The organism is Streptomyces sp. NPDC029139 (genome assembly GCF_055564335.1).
Genome location: NZ_JBVHWN010000020.1, coordinates 48,194 through 67,160, shown reverse-complemented (window position 1 = coordinate 67,160; position 18,967 = coordinate 48,194). Strand labels below are relative to the sequence as shown.

Below are 18,967 nucleotides of genomic sequence, written 5' to 3'. Positions count from 1 at the left end.
AGGGGACGGGTGGGGGCAGGAGGGGGAGGGGCGGTACGGGGATCAGTGGGCGGCGGGTTCGGCGAGCCCGCGCAGCGCGGCGACGGCCCGCGCGGCGATCTCCTCGGGAGAGCCGCTGACGTCGACGGCGACCCCCGCCTCGTCGTCCTGCAGCGGCTGCAGGGTGGCGAACTGCGAGTCGAGCAGCGCGGTCGGCATGAAGTGGCCCTTGCGCTCGGCCATCCGCTCCTCGATCAGCTCGCGGTCGCCGGTCAGGTGGAGGAAGACCAGGTCCGGGGCGGCCGCTCGCAGCCGGTCCCGGTAGATCCGCTTCAGCGCGGAGCTGCTCACCACCCCGCCGCGCCCTTCCCGGCCGTGCGCCCACCGCCCGATCGCGTCGAGCCAGGGGCCGCGGTCCGCGTCGTCCAGCGGGACGCCGGCCGACATCTTGGCGACGTTCGCCGCCGGGTGGAAGTCGTCGCCCTCGGCGTAGGGGACGCCGAGCGCGTCCGCGACCAGCGGGCCGATGGTCGTCTTGCCGGTTCCGGCGACGCCCATCACGACGACGACCCGGGGGACCGTCGGGGAAGGGGTGGTCATGGGTGGTGCCTCGCTGTCTTCTTCGACATCGATCTCGGTCTTGGCCGGCATCGGTCTCGCGATTCCGTCGCGCTCATGAAACCTATTGGGTACGACGTATTCAAGAGGCTGTGACATTAAAGTCATACTTTTTGTTCGGGATCTTGGTCCGCCCTTACGCTGACCCCATGACGACACCGGCCCAGGGGCTCCATCCGCACGTCCTCGCCACCCTGGGTCTCGCGATCACCGCGGGGGAGTACCCGCCCGGCAGCGTCCTGCGCACCGACGAGCTCGCCCAGCGCTTCGACGTCTCCCGGACGGTGATCCGCGAGGTCGTCCGCGTCCTGGAGTCCATGCACCTGGTCGAGTCCCGCCGCCGCGTCGGCGTGACCGTGCTGCCGACGGCGCAGTGGAACGTGTACGACCCCCAGGTCATCCGCTGGCGCCTGGCCGGCGCCGACCGGCCCCGCCAGCTGCGCTCGCTCACCGTGCTGCGCTCCGCGGTCGAACCGGTCGCGGCCGGGCTCGCCGCCGTCCACGCCACCCCCGAGCAGTGCCGCGAGCTGACCGAGCAGGCCCTCGGCATGGTCGCCACCTCGCGCGGACGGCAGCTGGAGGCGTACCTCGTCCACGACATCGCCTTCCACCGGGTCGTCCTCAACGCCTCCGGCAACGAGATGTTCGCCCGGCTCGGCGACGTGGTCGCCGAGGTCCTCACCGGCCGTACGCACCACCAGGTGATGTTCGAGGACCCCGACCCGGCCGCCGTCACCCTCCACGTCCAGGTCGCCGAGGCGGTGCGGGAGCGGAACGCGGCCCGCGCCGAGGAACTCACCCGCCAGATCGCCGTCGGCGCGCTCAAGGAACTGGACGTTCTCGCCCCGTAAACCCGGCACCCCCCGGCATTTCGCCCCTCGGCAACCTCAGAAGTAGCTCAAATAAGGGCGTTCAGTGACATTGGCCACTGCTGAAAGCGCCGCCTTGCCGTGACGATGTGCGCTGGCCGCTGCCGTGGACGACCTTCACGCGCGCGGCCGGGTACCGCACAGACCCTCCCCCTCACGAAGGCGAACAACTCCATGAGTGACCGCACCCTCCCTGCGGCCGACACGCTGTCCGCCACGCCACCGGCGACGGCGTCCGGAGCGTCCCCCCACGTCGACGCCGGTGACGCCGGGTACCGCAAGGACCTCAAGTCACGCCACATCAACATGATCGCCATCGGCGGCGCGATCGGCACCGGCCTCTTCCTCGGCGCCGGTGGCCGCATGGCCAACGCCGGACCGTCCCTCTTCATCGCCTACGCGGTCTGCGGCGTCTTCGCCTTCTTCGTGGTCCGGGCCCTCGGCGAGCTGGTCCTCTACCGCCCCTCCTCCGGAGCGTTCGTCTCGTACGCCCGCGAGTTCATGGGCGAGAAGGGCGCCTACACGGCCGGCTGGCTGTACTTCCTCAACTGGTCGACCACGGCCATCGCGGACATCACCGCGGCCGCGACCTACGCCCACTTCTGGGCCATGTTCAGCGACGTCCCGCAGTGGATCCTCGCCCTGATCGCCCTCGCCGTCGTGCTCGCCGCCAACCTCATCTCGGTGAAGTACTTCGGCGAGATGGAGTTCTGGTTCGCGATCATCAAGGTCGGCGCCCTCGTCGCCTTCATGCTGATCGGCATCTTCCTGATCGCCACCTCCCACGACGTCGGCGGCCACACCCCGGGCCTGTCCACCATCACCGACAACGGCGGCATCTTCCCCAGCGGCGTCATGCCGATGCTGCTGCTCATCCAGGGCGTCGTCTTCGCGTACGCCTCCGTCGAGCTGTGCGGCGTCGCCGCCGGTGAGACCGAGAACCCCGAGAAGATCATGCCGAAGGCGATCAACTCGATCATGTGGCGCGTGGGCCTCTTCTACGTCGGTTCCGTCGTCCTGCTCGCGCTGCTCCTCCCGTACACCGCGTACTCCGGCGACCAGAGCCCCTTCGTCACGGTCTTCGACAAGCTCGGCATCCCCGGCGCCGCCGGCGTCATGAACCTGGTCGTCCTCACCGCCGCGCTCTCCAGCCTCAACTCGGGCCTCTACTCGACCGGCCGCATCCTGCGCTCCATGTCCCTGTCGGGCTCCGCGCCCAAGTTCACCGGCGTCATGAACAAGGGCGGCGTCCCCTACGGCGGCATCCTGCTGACCGCCGCCTTCGGTGTCCTCGGGGTCGGCCTGAACTACCTCATGCCCGGCGAGGCCTTCGAGCTCGTGCTCAACTTCGCCTCCATCGGCATCATCGGCACCTGGGCCATGATCATGGTCTGCTCGCTGCTGTTCGTGAACCGCTCAAAGGAAGGCCGGCTCACCCGCCCCGGCTACCGGCTGCCCTGGGCCCCGTACACCCAGATCGTCACGCTGGTCTTCCTCGGCTCCGTCCTGGTCCTGATGTGGATGGACGGCGGCATCAGCCGCACCACCGTGAACTGCCTCCCGCTCATCGGGCTGATGCTGGTCGGTGGCTGGTTCCTGGTCCGCAAGCGCGTCCGCGCGACGGCGGCCGCCTACAAGGACTGACGCCTTCCGTCCCCCCCCACGGGTGGAGACCCCCGCAGGTGCCACCTGCGGGGGTCTCGCCGTCTGTCAGGAGATAGTGGTACCCAAGAGCCTTACAGAGGAAGGGAAGTGCCCTATGCCGCAGCAGGTCCAAGGGGTCATCGCCCCCGGCAGGAACGAACCCGTACGGGTCGAGACGATCGTCGTCCCCGACCCGGGGCCGGGCGAGGCGGTGGTGAGGATCCAGGCATGCGGGGTCTGCCACACCGACCTCCACTACAAACAGGGCGGCATCAACGACGACTTCCCCTTCCTCCTCGGCCACGAGGCGGCGGGCCTCGTCGAGTCGGTCGGCGCGGGCGTCACCGACGTCGCCCCGGGCGACTTCGTGATCCTCAACTGGCGCGCCGTGTGCGGCGCCTGCCGCGCCTGCCTGCGCGGCCGCCCCCAGTACTGCTTCGACACCCACAACGCGAAGCAGAAGATGACCCTCCTGGACGGAACGGAACTCTCCCCGGCCCTCGGCATCGGCGCCTTCGCCGAGAAGACCCTCGTCGCCGCCGGCCAGTGCACCAAGGTCGACCCGTCCGTCGCCCCCGAGGTCGCCGGACTCCTCGGCTGCGGAGTGATGGCCGGCATCGGGGCCGCGATCAACACCGGAGACGTCGGCCGCGGCGACACCGTCGCCGTCATCGGCTGCGGCGGCGTCGGCGACGCGGCGATCGTCGGCTCCCGCCTCGCCGGCGCGGCGAAGATCATCGCCGTCGACATCGACGACCGCAAGCTGGAGACCGCCCGCACCATGGGCGCCACCCACACCGTCAACTCGCGCTCCACCGAGCCGGTCGAGGCGATCCGCGAACTCACCGGCGGATTCGGCGCCGACGTCGTCATCGAGGCCGTCGGCCGCCCGGAGACGTACAAGCAGGCCTTCTACGCCCGCGACCTCGCCGGCACCGTCGTCCTCGTCGGCGTCCCCACCCCCGAGATGACGCTCGAGCTGCCGCTCCTGGACGTCTTCGGCCGCGGCGGCGCGCTGAAGTCCTCCTGGTACGGCGACTGTCTGCCCTCCCGCGACTTCCCGATGCTCATCGACCTGCACCAGCAGGGCCGCATCGACCTCGCGGCCTTCGTCACCGAGACCATCGGCCTCGGCGACGTGGAGAAGGCTTTCGCCCGGATGCACGAGGGCGACGTCCTGCGCTCGGTGGTGGTCTTCTGATGACGGCCCGCATCGACCACCTGGTCACCTCTGGCACCTTCCGCCTCGACGGCGGCACCTGGGACGTCGACAACAACGTCTGGATCGTGGGTGACGACTCGGAGGCGATCGTCATCGACGCCGCCCACGACGCCGCCGCCATCCTCGCCGCGCTCGACGGCCGCACGCTGCGCGCGATCGTCTGCACGCACGCCCACAACGACCACATCGACGCGGCCCCGGCCCTCGCCGCGGCCACCGGCGCCCGGATCCTGCTGCACCCGGACGACCAGCCGCTGTGGAAGCAGACCCACCCGGACCACACCCCGGACGGGGAACTCGCCGACGGCCAGACCCTCACCATCGCGGGCACGGACCTCAAGGTCCTGCACACCCCCGGTCACGCCCCCGGAGCGGTCTGTCTCCACGCCCCCGACCTCGGCACGGTCTTCACCGGCGACACCCTCTTCCAGGGCGGCCCCGGCGCGACGGGCCGGTCCTTCTCCCACTTCCCCACGATCATCGACTCGATCCGCGAGCGGCTGCTGACCCTGCCGCCCGAGACGGTCGTCCGCACCGGCCACGGCGACACCACCACCATCGGCGCCGAGGCCCCGCACCTCCAGGAGTGGATCAACCGAGGCCACTGAGCCGCAGCCGGCTCTCGAACCGCCTCGGAACGCCCGAGAACGGGTCGGAGAACTCGAGCGTCCGCGCGAGCAGTTGCAGCGGACGCGAGAAGTCCTCCGGCCCGTCCTCGCGCACCAGGGGATAGACCGGGTCGTGCAGGATCGGCAGCCCCAGGGCGTTCATGTGCACCCGCAGCTGATGCGTCCGCCCGGTCGCGGGCAGCAGCCGGTAGCGCGCGAGGCCGCCCCTGCGCTCGACCAGCTCGATCCGGCTCTCGCTGTTCGGCTCGCCCGGCTCCTCACGGGCGGCCATCACCCCGCGCTCCTTCACGATCCGGCTCCGCACGGTCACCGGCATCGCCACCGCCGGGTCGTACGCCGCCATCGCCTCGTACTCCTTGCCGACAAGCCGGTCCCGGAACAGCGTCTGGTACGTCCCCCGGTCCGCGGGCCGTACGACGCACAGCACCAGGCCCGCCGTCAGCCGGTCCAGCCGGTGCGCGGGCTGCACCTCGGGCAGCCCCAGCTCCCGCCGCAGCCGCGCCAGCACCGTCTCGGTCACATGCCGCCCACGCGGCATCGTGGCGAGGAAGTGCGGCTTGTCGACGACGACGATCCGCTCGTCCCGGTACACGACCCCGATCTCGAAGGGCACCCGCGCCTCCACCGGAAAGTCCCGGTGGAACCACAGATACATCCCCGCGGTGTACGGCTCCTGCCCGGAGATCACCCCGTCGACCCCGACGAACCGCCCCTCCCGCAGCATCTCCATCACCCGCGCGCCCCCGACGGCACCCCCGAAGCGATCCCGCAGATGATCCCCGACGGTCCCCCAGACCCCACCCCGATCCTCGGGCAACCGCACCCGCACCGGATCGACCCCTTCCCGCTGGGGCAGCGGCGCGGCGGGGGGTCTCGTTCTGCGTCTCACCGGAATCACCGCCGTGTCATCCACAAACAAGAAGGACCCCACATGATGTGGGGTCCTTCGCTGGTGTCCGAGGGGGGACTTGAACCCCCACGCCCGATAAAGGGCACTAGCACCTCAAGCTAGCGCGTCTGCCATTCCGCCACCCGGACAAGGTGTCTGTCTTCCGGCCGCTCGGCCGTTCCGACGTGGAAAACCATAGCAAACATTCGGAGTGGCCGATCACCACCCCGTTCCGGCCGGAAGCATGTGACAGCCGCATGTCGGCCCGTGGCCGCCCTTGGGTCGCGGGGGTCCGCGCGGGAGGATGGGGGCGACCACCAGCAAGCACGTGGGGGCACGTAGTGGGAGGAAGCAGCGTGAGCGAGTCGAACACGGCCCGGGGCGGCACCGGCGAGGAGGAGGTCGTCGACCTCTGTCGGGACCTCATCCGCATCGACACCAGCAACTACGGCGACCACTCCGGCCCCGGCGAGCGGGCGGCGGCGGAGTACGTCGCCGAGAAGCTCGCGGAGGTGGGACTCGAGCCGAAGATCATCGAGTCGCACAAGGGGCGGGCCTCCACGGTCGCCCGTATCGAGGGCGAGGACCCCTCCCGGCCGGCCCTGCTCATCCACGGGCACACCGACGTCGTGCCCGCGAACGCCGAGGACTGGACCCACCACCCGTTCTCGGGCGAGGTGGCCGACGGTTGCGTCTGGGGCCGGGGCGCGGTCGACATGAAGGACATGGACGCGATGACCCTCGCGGTCGTACGGGACCGGATGCGCAGCGGCCGCAAGCCCCCGCGCGACATCGTCCTCGCGTTCCTCGCCGACGAGGAGGCGGGCGGCACCTACGGCGCCCGCTATCTCGTCGACAAGCACCGGGACCTCTTCGACGGGGTCACGGAGGCGATCGGCGAGGTCGGCGGCTTCTCCTTCACCGTCAACGAGAACCTGCGGCTCTACCTGGTCGAGACGGCACAGAAGGGCATGCACTGGATGCGGCTGACCGTCGAGGGCAGGGCCGGCCACGGCTCGATGACCAACGACGACAACGCCATCACCGAGCTCTGCGAGGCCGTGGGACGGCTGGGGCGCCACCAGTGGCCGGTACGGATGACCAAGACCGTACGGTCCTTCCTGGACGAGCTCTCGGACGCCCTCGGTACCCCGCTCGACCCGGAGGACATGGAGGCCACGCTCGCCAAGCTCGGCGGCATCGCCAAGATGATCGGCGCCACGCTGCGCAATTCCGCGGCCCCGACGATGCTCGGCGCCGGGTACAAGGTGAACGTCATCCCGGGCCAGGCCACGGCGCATGTCGACGGACGGTTCCTGCCCGGTTACGAGGAGGAGTTCCTGGCCGACCTCGACCGGATCCTCGGGCCGAAGGTCAGGCGCGAGGACGTGCACGGGGACAAGGCCCTGGAGACCAGCTTCGACGGCGACCTCGTCGACGCGATGCAGGTGGCCCTCAGGGCCGAGGACCCCATCGCCCGTGCCGTGCCGTACATGCTCTCCGGCGGCACCGACGCCAAGTCCTTCGACGACCTCGGCATCCGCTGCTTCGGCTTCGCCCCGCTGAAGCTTCCGCCGGAGCTCGACTTCGCCGGGATGTTCCACGGGGTGGACGAGCGGGTCCCGGTGGACGGCCTGAAGTTCGGCGTCCGCGTCCTCGACCGGTTCATCGACGCCTCCTGAACCCGCCTCGGCCGAGCTCCTTCGGTAATCGGCCGCATGTGCGGACGTACCCGGAAAGGGTGAATGCACTCATAGGCTCGTAGCCACATAACTTCCCCCTCGTTACAGGTGATGCGGTCCGCAGTTGGGGCCGCATTTGCCTACAAGGAGGAATAATGATCAAGAAGGTCGTCGCTGCTGCGGCTGCCACTGGCGGTCTCGTTCTCGCGGGTGCGGGCATGGCCGTTGCCGACGCGGGTGCCCAGGGTGCCGCTTTCGCTTCCCCCGGCATCATCTCGGGCAACGTCGTCCAGGTGCCGGTTCACGTCCCGGTGAACGTGTGCGGCAACACGATCTCCGTGATCGGGCTGCTGAACCCCGCCTTCGGCAACACCTGCGTCAACCACTGAGGTTGTGCCTCGACCCCGTGAGGGTCTGAGCCGGTCCGGCCCCGGAGTGCGTGCCATGCACTCCGGGGCCGGTGGCCATTCCAGCCCCGGGCGTGGCGCCCGGTGGCCCTCTTCTTCTGAAGCTCAGAAGGCAGAAGCCGAGAAGGCAGGGAACGACTATGCGACAGGTCACGCGCAAGGGCCTGATCACCATTGCGGCCGCGGGCGGGGTACTCGCCCTCGGTGGTGGTCATGCGAACGCCGATTCGGGAGCGAACGGCACGGCCGCGAATTCCCCGGGTGTGGCGTCCGGTAATTCCGTACAGGCGCCGGTCCATGTTCCGGTGAACGTCTGTGGGAACACCGTCAACGTCGTCGGGTTGCTCAACCCGGCGTTCGGCAACAAGTGCGCCAACGTCTCCGACTCCAAGGGGCGGGGCGGTGGCTCCTCGGCCGAGGGCGGCACCAGCAATTCGCCCGGTGTCGGCTCCGGCAACAACGTCCAGGCGCCGGTGCACGTACCGGTGAACGCCTGTGGGAACGGCATCTCGGTCATCGGTGCCATCAACCCGGCGTTCGGCAACGAGTGCGCCAACGGCGTCGAGCCGACGCACCCGGGCCACCCCGGCGAGCCGGGCAACCCCGGGAACCCGGGTAACCCCGGGAACCCGGGCAACCCCGGAAACCCTGGGAACCCTGGGAACCCCGGCAATCCGGGTAACCCCGGAAACCCGGGCCCCGGTGACTCGGGTGGCTCCGAAGAACCGGGCGCGCCCATCGGACCGAACACTCCGGGTACACACACGATCACCCAGCCCGAGGCGAGCGAGGAGCTCGCGGAGACGGGCTCCGGTCCGCTCGGGATGATCGTCCCGGCCGGCGCCGGCCTGCTGCTCGCAGGCTCGGTGCTCTACCGCCGCGCCCGCCGCTCCGCCTAGGACGGCCGCGCACAGCGGAGGGGCCCCGCCGTGCGGGGCCCCCTTCTCATGTCACCAGGTGGCGCGGACCTGACGGATGATGCGCCGGCGCAGCCGCACCCTGCGGCTGCCGTCCCGGTGCAGGCTCAGTCGGTCCAACTCCCAGTGCCCGTACTCGGCATGGTCGGTCAGAAGCCGCGTCGCCTCCTTGCGGGAGACGCCGCGCGGCACGTACACGTCGACAAATTCGTATTCCGGCATCGCATCTATTGTGCGGGCACAGCCCCGGTACGGATAGCGTGCGTCCCATGTCTGATGCTGCGCAGCCCACCGCTGCCGAGGTACGTGCCGCCGCCGAGGCGGTCAAAGCCGCACTGGACCGTCACCTCGAGGCGGTCGAACGCCGCTCGGGGGACGACGACCCGGCCGTCTACGAAGCCTTCAACGCCCTCGCCGCGGCGGCCGAGGCCTACGACGAGCGGCTCTACGACCGGTACGACGAGGTCACCCCCTTCGAGATCCCGGGAGCCGATGATTCGCTGCCGCCGTACGCCGGTCCCGAGGAGCCGCACGCCCTCAGCGTGCTGATCCGTCGCGACTACGCGGTGGTGGAGCCACAGCGGCTGCTCGCCCAGGCCCAGCGCATCGCCGATCTGGAGAACGACGAGGAGAGCTCGGAGGCGGTGCCCGTCGTCGGCGCGAGTACGCACGCGGCGCTCGGTGTCCTCTTCGGTGAGTACGAACCGGACGAAATCGCCTCACGGCACAAGGAGTTCGGCCTGGAAGAGGGCGACTCCACCCTCTGGGTCTCCGCCGCCGAGGAACTGCCGGATCCGGGGGAGTGGCTGAACGCCCCCTTCGAGCAGGCCGACCCCGAGCGGATCGTCTGCCGTTTCGACGTCAGCGCCGTCTTCGACGACGAGCTGGACGACGGCCTGGAGCAGCAGGAAGCCTGAGGCGTACGGCGGAGGGCGGGACACCGTGTGGGTGTCCCGCCCTCCGCCGTACGTCCGCCTGCCCGGGTCATTCCTCCCCGACGGCCAGGAGCGATTCCAGGAGCGGGCGCAGTCGCGTCGTACGCTCCTGGGCCACCCCCTCGGCCACCGCGCGCGGCAGCGCCTGGTCCACGCCGTGGACGACCGACAGATGGCGCTCGCCCCGGCCGAAGGCCGTGTACACCCAGGCCCGGCTCAGGCCCTGGGCCGCATCGCCCGGCAGCACCACCACAGCCGCCGGCCAGCGCATCCCGGCCGCCTGGTGCGCGGTGAGCGCCCAGCCGTGGCGCAGGGCCGATTCCACCCGTTCCTTCGGTACGACGAGCTTCTCGCCCTCGCACTCCAGCCACAGGCCCTCGGCGTCGGCCGAGACGACCGTCCCGGTCACCGTGCGGCCCGGGGCCGGGACGTACGCCACCCGGTCGCCCGGGTCGAAGCCGCCGAAGCGGCCCGTGCCGGGGTTGAGCCGCTGCTTCAGCGCGGCGTTCAGCGCGCGGGTGCCCGCCGAACCGCCGTGGCCGACCGTGATCACCTGCGTCTGCTCGGCCGGCACACCGATCGCCCGCGGCACGGAGTCGGCGACCAGCTGGACGGAGCGGTGGACGGCCTCGCCCGCGTCCCGTACGGGGACGATCACGACCTCCTTGCCGGGCGCGTCCACCTGGTTCAGCTCACCGATGCCGATGCCCGAGACGAGCTCGCCGATCGGACCGGGATCGGGGACGCGGGACGCGATCTGCGGGCACACCCGGGCGGCCAGCACATCGCCGAACACCCGGCCGGCGCCCGCCGAGCCGAGGACGCCGGGGTCGCCGCTCAGCACCAGTCGGCAGCCGTCGGGCAGCGACTCCACGAGCACGGCAGCGGTCTCGACGTCCAGCTGGGGCGCGTCGAGCACCACGAGCAGGTCCAGGGCGAGCGCGCCCTCGTCGTCCCGGCCGGGTCCCGCCCCGGACAGCAGGGCGGCGACCGTGAGCGCCTGCGTCCCGAGGCGGCGGACGCCGTTCTCGCTGTGCGCCGCCACGGCGACCCGCAGGCCCCGCGCCCGTGCGGCCTCGGCGAGTGCGACCGGCTCGCCGCGGGCCGCCTCGCCGCCGGTGTGCGCGACGAGTCCGTGCGCCCCGACGGCACGGGCGAGCTCCGGCCCGTCCCAGGTCTCGGCGGTGACCGTCTTCGCCAACCGGGCGAGGCCGTCGGCCAGGCTCTCCTCGGCGAGGGCGTACCGGTCGAGCCCGAGCAGGACGGGGACGTCCGGGGTCTCCGGCGCGGCTTCCCGCTCGTCCTCCGCGTCCTCGGTGTCCGTGTCCTCCTCGGCGGCCTGGGCGTCCTCCTCCTGGAACACGAGCACCGCGCCCTCGGAGATCGCCTGCTGGACGGCCTCGTCGGGGTCCGGCACGGACAGCGACGCCAGCCCGGTGCGGACGGCCGCCTCCTCCAGGGCGGTGTGCCCCTTCAGCGCGGCCCGCTCCAGCAACCAGGCCACCAGGGCGACGGCCCGGCGCGCATCGCCGGGGCCGCACTCCGTGCCGAGCAGGGCCCGCGCGAAGGCGTCCGCGTGTTCGGGCAGGACCCCCGGCACCGTGAGCAGCCGCCACGGGTCCTCGCGCAGCGCCTCGGGGGCGCCCTCGCCGAGCACCGCGGCGACCTGCCCGGTCAGCGACTCCGGCGCGCCTCCGCGTGCCAGGACCTCCCGTACGGCCGTCAGCGTCTCGGTGGAGGCCGCCGCCTTCTCCACGGGGGACGGGCGCACCGTCGCGGCCGGCGCCGCCGACGGGGCGGGGCGCCGGGGCTCCGGCTCGGGGGCCTCCAGGAACGCGCTGCCCGATGTCGTACCGCTCTCGACGGCCCGCACCGCCGCGAGCAGGTCGGCCGCCTTGCCGCTGAGCTTGGCGCCCGCGGCGACGGGACCCTCCTTCTCCGCCTTGCGCTGCTCGATCCGCGCCCGCAGCTCACGCTGCGCCACGAGCTCGGCCTGCGCCTCGGAGAGCGCGGCGGCCCCGGCCTCCGCGCCGTCGGCGGGTGTGGGCTCTCCGGCGTCGGGCGACGCAGCCCCGGCCCCGGCCTCCGCGCCGTCGGCGGGTGTGGCCTCTCCGGCGTCGGTGGACGCAGCGCCGACCCCGGCCTCCGCGCCGTCGGCGGGTGTGGCCTCTCCGGCGTCGGTGGACGCAGCGCCCGCCTCGGCGTCGGTGGCGCTGTCGGTCCTGCCGTCCGTCCCCGCGACTCCGTCGGCCGGGCCGCCCTGCGCGCTCTCCTCGCCGGCTCCGTCGGCGGCCGGGCCGCCCTCCTCGGACGGCTCGCCCGTGGCCGACCGAACGTCGTCGCCGTCGGTCGGGGCCGGCGCGCCCCCGGAGACCGCACGGTCTCCGGTGCCGTCGGCGCCCTCCGCGGGACGGTCCGTCGCGGCCTCGTCCTCGCCCGGTGTGGGCTCGGCTGCCTCGGGAGGGGTCTCCCGGGAAGGCTCGGTCACAGGGTGCTCCAGTCCTGGTCCGGATAACGGTGCACGGGCGCGGACACATCGTCGAGCGCCCGACAGATCTCGTCAGGAAGACTAAGGCTCTCCACTGACAGCGCCGCCGCGAGCTGCCGCGCGTTGCGCGCTCCGACGATCGGGGCGGTCACCCCGGGCCGGTCGCGCACCCACGCGAGCGACACCTGGAGCGGCGTCGCGGACAGACCGTCCGCGGCCGTGGTGACGGCGTCCACGATCCGGCTCGCCGCCTCGTCGAGATAGGGCTCCACGAAGGGCGCCATGGTCTCCGAACCGCCGCGCGAGTCCGTCGGGGTGCCGCTGCGGTACTTGCCCGTCAGCACCCCCCGGCCCAGCGGGGACGACGGCAGCAGTCCTATCCCCAGATCCAGGGCGGCCGGCAGCACCTCCCGCTCCACGCCGCGCTGGAGCAGCGAGTACTCCATCTGCGTCGCCGCCAGCCGGGTCCGCGCCGCTCCGGAGGCGCCGAGCTGCCAGGTCCCCGCCTTCGCCAGCTGCCACCCGCAGAAGTTCGACACCCCCACGTACCGCGCCCGCCCGCTGCTCACGGCGATGTCCAGCGCCTGCAGGGACTCCTCCAGCGGAGTGTGCGGATCGAAGGCGTGGAGCTGCCACAGATCCACGTGGTCGGTGCCGAGGCGGGCCAGGGAGGCGTCGAGCGCCGCCAGCAGGTGCCCGCGCGAGCCGTCCGTCCGGCGGTCGGGGTCGGGCACGCTGCCCGCCTTCGTGGAGATGACGAGGTCGCGCCGCGGCACCAGCCGCTCCATGAGCTGCCCGAGCACGTACTCCGCCTCGCCGCCGCCGTACACGTCCGCGGTGTCGACCAGCGTGCCGCCCGCGTCCCAGAACGCCTTCAACTGACCGGCGGCGTCATGCTCGTCGGTGTCCCGGCCCCATGTGAGGGTGCCGAGCCCGATCCGGGACACGCGCAGGCCGGTACGTCCGAGATGCCTCTGCTCCATGGGCGCGAGATTACTGGCCAGGACCGTACGCGGAGAGAGCCTGTGGACAACCTCCTCCTGACGGATCGCGCACCCGCGCGCTAGAGTCCGCCACAAGGGACGTTACTGATCAGTAAAGAGGGTGCGGATATGCGGCTCGGCATCAATCTCGGCTACTGGGGCGCCGGTATGGACGGCGACAATCTCGCCGTGGCGCAGGAGGCGGACCGCCTCGGCTACGACGTGTGCTGGGCCGCCGAGGCGTACGGCTCCGACGCCCCGACCGTCCTCTCCTGGGTGGCCGCCAAGACGGAGCGGATCGACGTCGGCTCCGCGATCATGCAGATCCCGGCGCGCCAGCCCGCCATGACGGCGATGACCGCCGCCACCCTCGACTCGCTCTCCGGCGGCCGCTTCCGGCTGGGCCTCGGCGTCTCCGGACCGCAGGTCTCCGAGGGCTGGTACGGCGTCAAGTTCGACAAGCCGCTGGCCCGCACCCGCGAGTACGTCGAGATCGTCCGCAAGGCCATGACGCGCGAGCGCCTCACGTACGAGGGCGAGCACTGGACGCTTCCGCTGCCGGACGGCCCGGGCAAGCCCATCAAGCTCACCGTCCACCCGCAGCGCGAGCACATCCCGCTCTACATCGCCGCGATCGGCCCGAAGAACCTGGAGCAGACCGGCGAGATCGCCGACGGCGCGCTGCTGATCTTCCCCTCGGCCGAGCACCTGGAGGAGACGGCGCTGCGCCCGCTCCGCGCGGGCCGCGAGAAGGCCGGACTGACCATGGACGGCTTCGACGTCCACCCCACGCTGCCGATCGCCCTCGGCGACGACATCGACGCCCTCGCCGACATCTTCCGTCCGTACACCGCCCTGTACGTCGGCGGTATGGGCAGCCCGAAGCAGAACTTCTACAACCAGCTCGCCCGGCGCATGGGCTACGAGAAGCAGGCCGCCGAGATCCAGGAGATGTACCTCGCGGGCGACAAGGCGGGCGCCGCGGCCGCCGTACCGCGCCAGCTGATCGACCAGACCACCCTGCTCGGCTCGATCGAGCGGATCGCCGACCGGATGAAGGCCTACGCGGAGGCCGGCGTGACCACCCTGAGCCTCAACCCGGCCGGCTTCACCCTCGACGAGCGGGTCGCGGCGCTGCGGGCGGGCACCGAGGCCCTGGAGCACGCGGGCCTCGCCTAGCAGGGGGTCGAAGGGAGCGGGCGGAGAAAGTCTGCGGCCGTGGTGGGGGCTCGGGGGTCTTCCCCGCCACGGCCGTCATGCAGAACAACGCTCCACGGACCTCCTGGTTACGAGTGCCGGAGGTACTTCTTTCGGCCGAGTCGCCCACCGCTCCTGTTGCCCACTCGCCGGTACCGCATTTGACTCGTTCTCTGCGGACGTGCGGCGTGCGGACGCCCGCATGGAGGTGGCAGCAATGCTCACGGCCAAGAGCCTGTTCCAGGAAATCATCGACGACGACGAGTCCTTCCAGCTCTTCTGCTCCATCGCCGCCAGCGGCGAGGCCCAGGGCGGCTGGGAGAACGCCCGGATCGCGGCCCTCGTCCCGCCGGGGATGCGGGACATGGCCCCCAAGATCACCCGGCACGGGTCCGACGAGGACAAGCACGGCCGGATCTTCAACGCGTTGCTGAAGAAACGCGGCCTCGAGCCCGTCCCGGTGCCGCCGGACACCGACTACACGATGCTCCTCGAACAGCGTGGCATCGGCCTCGCCCACGACAAGCTCCGCCGCGACGAGCCGCTGAGCGAGGAGGACATCATCGTCTACCTCGCGCACAGCCGGGTCACCGAGCAGCGGGCCGCGGACCAGATGGACATGCTGGTCACGTACTTCGGGGACCACCCCGAGCTCGGCAAGGCGATCCACATGATCGACCAGGACGAGACGAACCACCTGGCCTATTGCCACGAGGAGCTGCTGCGCCTCGCGTACGCCGGACACGGCCGGCTCATCCACCGCACCCTGCGGACGTCCGCGCTCGCCGAGATCCGGGTGTACCGGGACGTGAGCCTCGCCGTGATGAGCCACATGGGCCGCATCCTGCGCTGGCCCAAGGCCAAGTCAGCCGCCCTCGTCGCCGGGATCCACGGCATGTACGCGTGGGAACGCGTGGGCGGCTGGCACAAGATGGTCGATCTCGAGATGCCCGAGCGGCGCAACGCCCTCGGCGGCCCGGCCACCCCGGCGCCCGCCTTCTGAACCGGTCCGCGACACCCGGGCGGGCGCTACATCCAGCCCCGGCGTTTGAACAGCCGGTAGAGGCCGACGACCGCGCCCGCCATCAGCAGGATCACCACCGGGTACGACCAGCCCCACCGCAGCTCGGGCATGTGGTCGAAGTTCATGCCGTAGATCCCCGCCACCATCGTGGGGACCGCGGCCATGGCCGCCCACGCCGAGATCTTCCGCATGTCGTCGTTCTGCCGGACACCCATCTGCGCCAGATGCGCCGACAGCACGTCCGACAGCAGCCGGTCCAGGCCCTCGACCTGCTCGGTCGCCCGGGTCAGATGGTCGCTCACATCCCGGAAGAACGGTTTCGCCTCCTCCCGCACGAACGGCACCGTGCCGGCCGCGAGCCGCTCCATGGGCGTCACCAGCGGGTTGCTCGCCCGGCGGAACTCCAGCACCTGGCGCTTGGCGGTGTAGATCCGCTCCGCCGTGCTCCCGGGGGTCACGCCGGCCGGGGCGAACACATCGGCCTCCAGCTCCTCCAGGTCGACCTGGAGTTCCCCGGCCACCTCTATGTAGTGGTCCACGACCTCGTCGCTGATCGCGTACAGCACGGCCGTCGGACCGTGCCGCAGCAGCTCGGGATCCGCCTCCAGCCGGTGCCGTACGGCGGCCAGCGGAGCGCCCTCCCCGTGGCGCACGGTCACGACGAACGAGTCGCCCATGAAGACCATCACCTCGCCCGACGAGACCCGGTCGCTCTTCGGCTCGTACACGACCGGCTTGAGGACCACGAAGAGCGAGTCGTCGTACACCTCCAGCTTGGGCCGCTGATGGGCCTTCAGCGCGTCCTCCACGGCCAGCGGATGCAGGGCGAACTCGGCCGAGACATGGTCGAACTCCTGCTCCGTCGGCTCGTGCAGGCCGACCCACAGGAACGCGTCACCGGCCGCTCTGGCCTGCTCCAGGGCATCGGACAGGTCGGCGGGGCCGTCCGTACGGCGCCCGTCCCGGTAGATGGCGGAATCCACGATCACGCGGCGTATTGTTCCCCGCCTTCCCCACCCCACGCGCATGCGTCCGCCCCTTTCTCACCTCGGGCCCCTCTCCTCGCCCCCCGGCGTCCCTTCCCCCGCTCTCCGCCCCACGCGCGCGTGCGGCCACTTACGCTTGCCGCCATGGCCACGCTGATCCTCGTCCGCCACGGACGCTCCACCGCCAACACCTCGGGCGTCCTCGCCGGGCGCATGCCCGGTGTCGCCCTCGACGAGCGGGGCGCCGCGCAGGCCGCCGCGCTGCCCGGGCGACTGGGCGGGGTGCCGCTCGCCGCGGTCGTCTCCAGCCCCCTGCAACGCTGCCGCGAGACCCTGCGGCCGCTCCTCGACGCCCGGCCCGGTCTGGCCTTCCACACCGACGAGCGGATCAGCGAGTGCGACTACGGGGACTGGTCCGGCCGCAAACTCGCCGAGCTGGGCGACGAGCCGCTGATGCAGATCGTCCAGGCCCACGCCTCCGCCGCGGCCTTCCCCGGCGGGGAGTCGATGCGCGCCATGCAGGCGCGCGCCGTCGAGGCCGTACGGGACTGGAACGCCCGGATCGAGGCCGAGCACGGCGAGGACGCCGTCTACGCGATGTGCTCGCACGGAGACATCATCAAGTCGATCGTCGCCGACGCCCTCGGGATGCACCTCGACCTCTTCCAGCGCATCCACGTCGACCCCTGCTCCGTCACCGCCATCCGCTACACGCGGCTGCGTCCCTTCCTCGTACGCCTCGGCGACACCGGCGACTTCGCCGCGCTCACCCCGCGCGAGAGCGGCGACGGCGGCGGGGCCGCGGAGGTCGGGGGCGGTGCGGGCGCACCGTGATCCATCCGCGCAGTAGGGTGGACGGGCCGCTGTAGCGCGGGCCTTCACCGCTGTCGAGACTCAAGGGAGTCAGGGACGTGTCCCGTCAGGTGTTCCTCTACGACCCACCGGAGCGTTTCGTGGCCGGCACGGTCGGGCTGCCTGGCCGCCGTACGTTCTTCCTGCAGGCGTCCGCGGGAGGCCGGGTCACCAGCGTGGCCCTGGAGAAGACCCAGGTCGCCGCGCTCGCCGAACGCATCGACGAACTCCTCGACGAGGTCGTCCGCCGCACCGGTGGCAACGCCCCGGTCCCGGCCGTGGCCCCGACGGAGATCTCGGACACCGCCCCCCTCGACGTCCCGGTCGAGGAGGAGTTCCGGGTCGGCACGATGGCGCTGGCCTGGGACGGCGAGGAACAGCGCATGATCGTCGAGGCCCAGGCGCTCGTCGAGCTGGACGCCGAGACCGACGAGGACCTCGCCGAGGCGGAGGAGCGGATGCTCCAGGACGAGGAGAACGGTCCGCCGATGCTGCGGGTCCGGCTCACCGGCGCCCAGGCCAGGGCCTTCGCCAAGCGCGCCCTCGACGTCGTCAACGCCGGCCGGCCGCCGTGCCCCCTGTGCAGCCTGCCGCTCGACCCCGAGGGCCATGTGTGCCCGCGCCAGAACGGATACCGGCGCGGAGCATGAGCCGTCCCGACAGCCGGGCGGTCCTCGACCTTCTCACCGAGGGGGAGCTGACCGTCCGCGGCCAGGTCCGTGAGGCCTCCAACGCGGTGCTCTTCTGCTCCGTCGCCCACGCGGGCGAGGAGGTCGCCTGCGTCTACAAGCCCGTCGCGGGCGAGCGGCCGCTGTGGGACTTCCCCGACGGCACCCTGGCCCAGCGGGAGGTCGCCGCCTACGAGCTCTCCGAGGCCACCGGCTGGGGTTACGTACCGCCGACCGTGCTGCGCGAGGGTCCGTACGGCGAGGGCATGGTCCAGCTGTGGATCGAGGCCGACCCCGGGGCGCGTCTGCTCGCCCTCACCGAGGACGAGGAGGCGGGAGAAGGCTGGAAGGCCGTCGGACCCGCCCAGGTGGGCGAGGACCGCACCGTGCTGCTCGTCCACGCCGACAGCCCGGACCTGCGCCGGCTCGCCGTCCTGGACGCCGTCATCAACAACGGCGACCGCAAGGGCGGCCACCTGCTGCCGGCCCCGGACGGGTGTCTGTACGCCATCGACCACGGGGTGACCTTCAACGTGGACGACAAGCTGCGCACCCTGCTGTGGGGCTGGGCGGGCGAGGAGCTGCCGCCCGAGGCCGTGGAGGTGCTCGACCGGCTCGACGGCGATCTCGCCCCCGGCACGCCGCTCGCCACCCGGCTGGCGGAGTTGCTCACCGCGGCCGAGGTGGACGCCCTGCGCCGCCGGGTGAAGGCGCTGCGCACGGCCGGCCGGCACCCGGAGCCCTCCGGCCAGTGGCCGGCGATCCCCTGGCCACCCGTCTGACCGCTCGACAGCGTCGGCCCGGGCGGACCGGCCCCGGTCCGCCCCTCACGGACGGCCCCGCTCCGACCGATCCGATCCGGCCAGGTGTCGTTTCGTGGAGCCGCACCCCCCAGGGGTATGCACGAACGGGCGCGAGCTGCAAGAGCGCCTGATCGGTCAAGATCCCCGATCCGGTTCGTATCCGGAACACCTGTCC

19 protein-coding genes and 1 tRNA gene are annotated in these 18,967 nt (G+C 71.7%); 13 read left to right on the top strand and 7 right to left on the bottom strand.

Annotated elements, in window-relative coordinates; genetic code table 11:
- Nucleotides 1–42: 42 nt before the first annotated feature.
- Nucleotides 43–579 (bottom strand): gluconokinase, encoded by a 537-nt coding sequence (locus ACZ4VW_RS30625; RefSeq protein ID WP_467968084.1) that lies wholly within the window; start codon nt 577–579, stop codon nt 43–45.
- 167 nt (nt 580–746) lie between these two features.
- On the opposite strand from ACZ4VW_RS30625, the gene ACZ4VW_RS30620 reads away from it, so the two are divergent.
- The 4 genes from ACZ4VW_RS30620 (at nt 747) to ACZ4VW_RS30605 (ending at nt 4,940) form a co-directional block, all read left to right on the top strand.
- Nucleotides 747–1,448 (top strand): FadR/GntR family transcriptional regulator, encoded by a 702-nt coding sequence (locus tag ACZ4VW_RS30620; RefSeq protein WP_467968049.1) that lies wholly within the window; start codon nt 747–749, stop codon nt 1,446–1,448.
- Nucleotides 1,449–1,640: 192 nt separating this feature from the next.
- Nucleotides 1,641–3,110, top strand: coding sequence for an amino acid permease (locus ACZ4VW_RS30615; protein ID WP_467968047.1), 1,470 nt, complete (start codon nt 1,641–1,643; stop codon nt 3,108–3,110).
- A 115-nt stretch (nt 3,111–3,225) separates the two neighbouring features.
- The gene (locus tag ACZ4VW_RS30610; protein WP_467968045.1) at nt 3,226–4,311 is read left to right on the top strand and encodes an S-(hydroxymethyl)mycothiol dehydrogenase; all 1,086 of its coding nucleotides are present in this window, start codon (nt 3,226–3,228) and stop codon (nt 4,309–4,311) included.
- Complete coding sequence (locus ACZ4VW_RS30605) at nt 4,311–4,940, top strand: MBL fold metallo-hydrolase (protein WP_467968043.1); 630 nt, start codon at nt 4,311–4,313, stop codon at nt 4,938–4,940. Before ACZ4VW_RS30610 ends, ACZ4VW_RS30605 begins: the two co-directional genes overlap by 1 nt.
- Here the strand turns inward: ACZ4VW_RS30605 and ACZ4VW_RS30600 are convergent.
- Both ACZ4VW_RS30600 and ACZ4VW_RS30595 read right to left on the bottom strand, forming a co-directional pair.
- Nucleotides 4,924–5,850: a pseudouridine synthase gene (locus tag ACZ4VW_RS30600; RefSeq protein WP_467968041.1), complete on the bottom strand. Its 927-nt coding sequence runs from the start codon at nt 5,848–5,850 to the stop codon at nt 4,924–4,926. The two genes, ACZ4VW_RS30605 and ACZ4VW_RS30600, sit on opposite strands and share 17 nt — an antisense overlap.
- A 61-nt stretch (nt 5,851–5,911) precedes the next feature.
- Nucleotides 5,912–5,999 (bottom strand) — tRNA-Leu (locus tag ACZ4VW_RS30595).
- A 207-nt stretch (nt 6,000–6,206) separates the two neighbouring features.
- Between ACZ4VW_RS30595 and ACZ4VW_RS30590 the strand changes: the two genes are divergently transcribed.
- The 3 genes from ACZ4VW_RS30590 (at nt 6,207) to ACZ4VW_RS30580 (ending at nt 8,838) form a co-directional block, all read left to right on the top strand.
- Complete coding sequence (locus ACZ4VW_RS30590; RefSeq protein ID WP_467968039.1) at nt 6,207–7,532, top strand: M20/M25/M40 family metallo-hydrolase; 1,326 nt, start codon at nt 6,207–6,209, stop codon at nt 7,530–7,532.
- A 155-nt stretch (nt 7,533–7,687) separates the two neighbouring features.
- Nucleotides 7,688–7,921: a chaplin ChpH gene (gene chpH, locus ACZ4VW_RS30585; protein WP_467968037.1), complete on the top strand. Its 234-nt coding sequence runs from the start codon at nt 7,688–7,690 to the stop codon at nt 7,919–7,921.
- A gap of 158 nt (nt 7,922–8,079) precedes the next feature.
- Nucleotides 8,080–8,838 carry a chaplin gene (locus tag ACZ4VW_RS30580; RefSeq protein WP_467968035.1) on the top strand — a complete coding sequence of 253 codons (759 nt, stop codon included), beginning with the start codon at nt 8,080–8,082 and terminating at the stop codon, nt 8,836–8,838.
- Nucleotides 8,839–8,889: 51 nt separating this feature from the next.
- Here the strand turns inward: ACZ4VW_RS30580 and ACZ4VW_RS30575 are convergent, their stop codons facing one another.
- Entirely contained in the window at nt 8,890–9,078 is a 189-nt protein-coding gene (locus ACZ4VW_RS30575; RefSeq protein WP_005319466.1) for a DUF5703 family protein, read from the bottom strand.
- Between the two features lie 47 nt (nt 9,079–9,125).
- Here ACZ4VW_RS30575 and ACZ4VW_RS30570 point away from each other — a divergent pair, with 47 nt between their 5' ends.
- Nucleotides 9,126–9,773 carry a hypothetical protein gene (locus ACZ4VW_RS30570; protein ID WP_467968033.1) on the top strand — a complete coding sequence of 216 codons (648 nt, stop codon included), beginning with the start codon at nt 9,126–9,128 and terminating at the stop codon, nt 9,771–9,773.
- 67 nt (nt 9,774–9,840) lie between these two features.
- Here ACZ4VW_RS30570 and ACZ4VW_RS30565 read toward each other — a convergent pair whose 3' ends face one another.
- On the bottom strand, nt 9,841–12,279 hold the full coding sequence (locus ACZ4VW_RS30565; RefSeq protein WP_467968031.1) for a helix-hairpin-helix domain-containing protein: 2,439 nt from the start codon (nt 12,277–12,279) through the stop codon (nt 9,841–9,843).
- The gene (locus ACZ4VW_RS30560) at nt 12,276–13,262 is read right to left on the bottom strand and encodes an aldo/keto reductase (protein ID WP_467968029.1); all 987 of its coding nucleotides are present in this window, start codon (nt 13,260–13,262) and stop codon (nt 12,276–12,278) included. The genes ACZ4VW_RS30565 and ACZ4VW_RS30560 overlap by 4 nt, the downstream gene beginning before the upstream one ends.
- A gap of 129 nt (nt 13,263–13,391) precedes the next feature.
- Here ACZ4VW_RS30560 and ACZ4VW_RS30555 point away from each other — a divergent pair, with 129 nt between their 5' ends.
- Both ACZ4VW_RS30555 and ACZ4VW_RS30550 read left to right on the top strand, forming a co-directional pair.
- Complete coding sequence (locus tag ACZ4VW_RS30555; protein ID WP_467968027.1) at nt 13,392–14,441, top strand: LLM class F420-dependent oxidoreductase; 1,050 nt, start codon at nt 13,392–13,394, stop codon at nt 14,439–14,441.
- Nucleotides 14,442–14,676: 235 nt separating this feature from the next.
- On the top strand, nt 14,677–15,462 hold the full coding sequence (locus ACZ4VW_RS30550) for a ferritin-like domain-containing protein (protein ID WP_467968082.1): 786 nt from the start codon (nt 14,677–14,679) through the stop codon (nt 15,460–15,462).
- 26 nt (nt 15,463–15,488) lie between these two features.
- Here the strand turns inward: ACZ4VW_RS30550 and corA are convergent, their stop codons facing one another.
- The gene (corA, locus tag ACZ4VW_RS30545) at nt 15,489–16,481 is read right to left on the bottom strand and encodes a magnesium/cobalt transporter CorA (RefSeq protein WP_467968081.1); all 993 of its coding nucleotides are present in this window, start codon (nt 16,479–16,481) and stop codon (nt 15,489–15,491) included.
- Between the two features lie 132 nt (nt 16,482–16,613).
- Between corA and ACZ4VW_RS30540 the strand changes: the two genes are divergently transcribed.
- The 3 genes from ACZ4VW_RS30540 to ACZ4VW_RS30530 all read left to right on the top strand — a co-directional run bounded on the left by ACZ4VW_RS30540 (nt 16,614) and on the right by ACZ4VW_RS30530 (nt 18,771).
- Nucleotides 16,614–17,303 (top strand): histidine phosphatase family protein, encoded by a 690-nt coding sequence (locus tag ACZ4VW_RS30540; RefSeq protein ID WP_467968025.1) that lies wholly within the window; start codon nt 16,614–16,616, stop codon nt 17,301–17,303.
- Nucleotides 17,304–17,380: 77 nt separating this feature from the next.
- Nucleotides 17,381–17,971: a DUF3090 domain-containing protein gene (locus ACZ4VW_RS30535; RefSeq protein ID WP_467968023.1), complete on the top strand. Its 591-nt coding sequence runs from the start codon at nt 17,381–17,383 to the stop codon at nt 17,969–17,971.
- Entirely contained in the window at nt 17,935–18,771 is an 837-nt protein-coding gene (locus tag ACZ4VW_RS30530; RefSeq protein WP_467968021.1) for an SCO1664 family protein, read from the top strand. The genes ACZ4VW_RS30535 and ACZ4VW_RS30530 overlap by 37 nt, the downstream gene beginning before the upstream one ends.
- The last annotated feature ends 196 nt before the right edge of the window (nt 18,772–18,967 follow it).

Excerpts from the sequence above, each read along its gene's own strand:
- ACZ4VW_RS30625 (WP_467968084.1), bottom strand. The coding sequence starts at position 579 with ATGACCACCCCTTCCCCGACGGTCCCCCGGGTCGTCGTCGTGATGGGC.
- ACZ4VW_RS30620 (WP_467968049.1), top strand. The coding sequence starts at position 747 with ATGACGACACCGGCCCAGGGGCTCCATCCGCACGTCCTCGCCACCCTG.
- ACZ4VW_RS30615 (WP_467968047.1), top strand. The coding sequence starts at position 1,641 with ATGAGTGACCGCACCCTCCCTGCGGCCGACACGCTGTCCGCCACGCCA.
- ACZ4VW_RS30610 (WP_467968045.1), top strand. The coding sequence starts at position 3,226 with ATGCCGCAGCAGGTCCAAGGGGTCATCGCCCCCGGCAGGAACGAACCC.
- ACZ4VW_RS30605 (WP_467968043.1), top strand. The coding sequence starts at position 4,311 with ATGACGGCCCGCATCGACCACCTGGTCACCTCTGGCACCTTCCGCCTC.
- chpH (WP_467968037.1), top strand. The coding sequence starts at position 7,688 with ATGATCAAGAAGGTCGTCGCTGCTGCGGCTGCCACTGGCGGTCTCGTT.
- ACZ4VW_RS30580 (WP_467968035.1), top strand. The coding sequence starts at position 8,080 with ATGCGACAGGTCACGCGCAAGGGCCTGATCACCATTGCGGCCGCGGGC.
- ACZ4VW_RS30575 (WP_005319466.1), bottom strand. The coding sequence starts at position 9,078 with ATGCCGGAATACGAATTTGTCGACGTGTACGTGCCGCGCGGCGTCTCC.
- ACZ4VW_RS30570 (WP_467968033.1), top strand. The coding sequence starts at position 9,126 with ATGTCTGATGCTGCGCAGCCCACCGCTGCCGAGGTACGTGCCGCCGCC.
- ACZ4VW_RS30560 (WP_467968029.1), bottom strand. The coding sequence starts at position 13,262 with ATGGAGCAGAGGCATCTCGGACGTACCGGCCTGCGCGTGTCCCGGATC.
- ACZ4VW_RS30555 (WP_467968027.1), top strand. The coding sequence starts at position 13,392 with ATGCGGCTCGGCATCAATCTCGGCTACTGGGGCGCCGGTATGGACGGC.
- ACZ4VW_RS30550 (WP_467968082.1), top strand. The coding sequence starts at position 14,677 with ATGCTCACGGCCAAGAGCCTGTTCCAGGAAATCATCGACGACGACGAG.
- ACZ4VW_RS30540 (WP_467968025.1), top strand. The coding sequence starts at position 16,614 with ATGGCCACGCTGATCCTCGTCCGCCACGGACGCTCCACCGCCAACACC.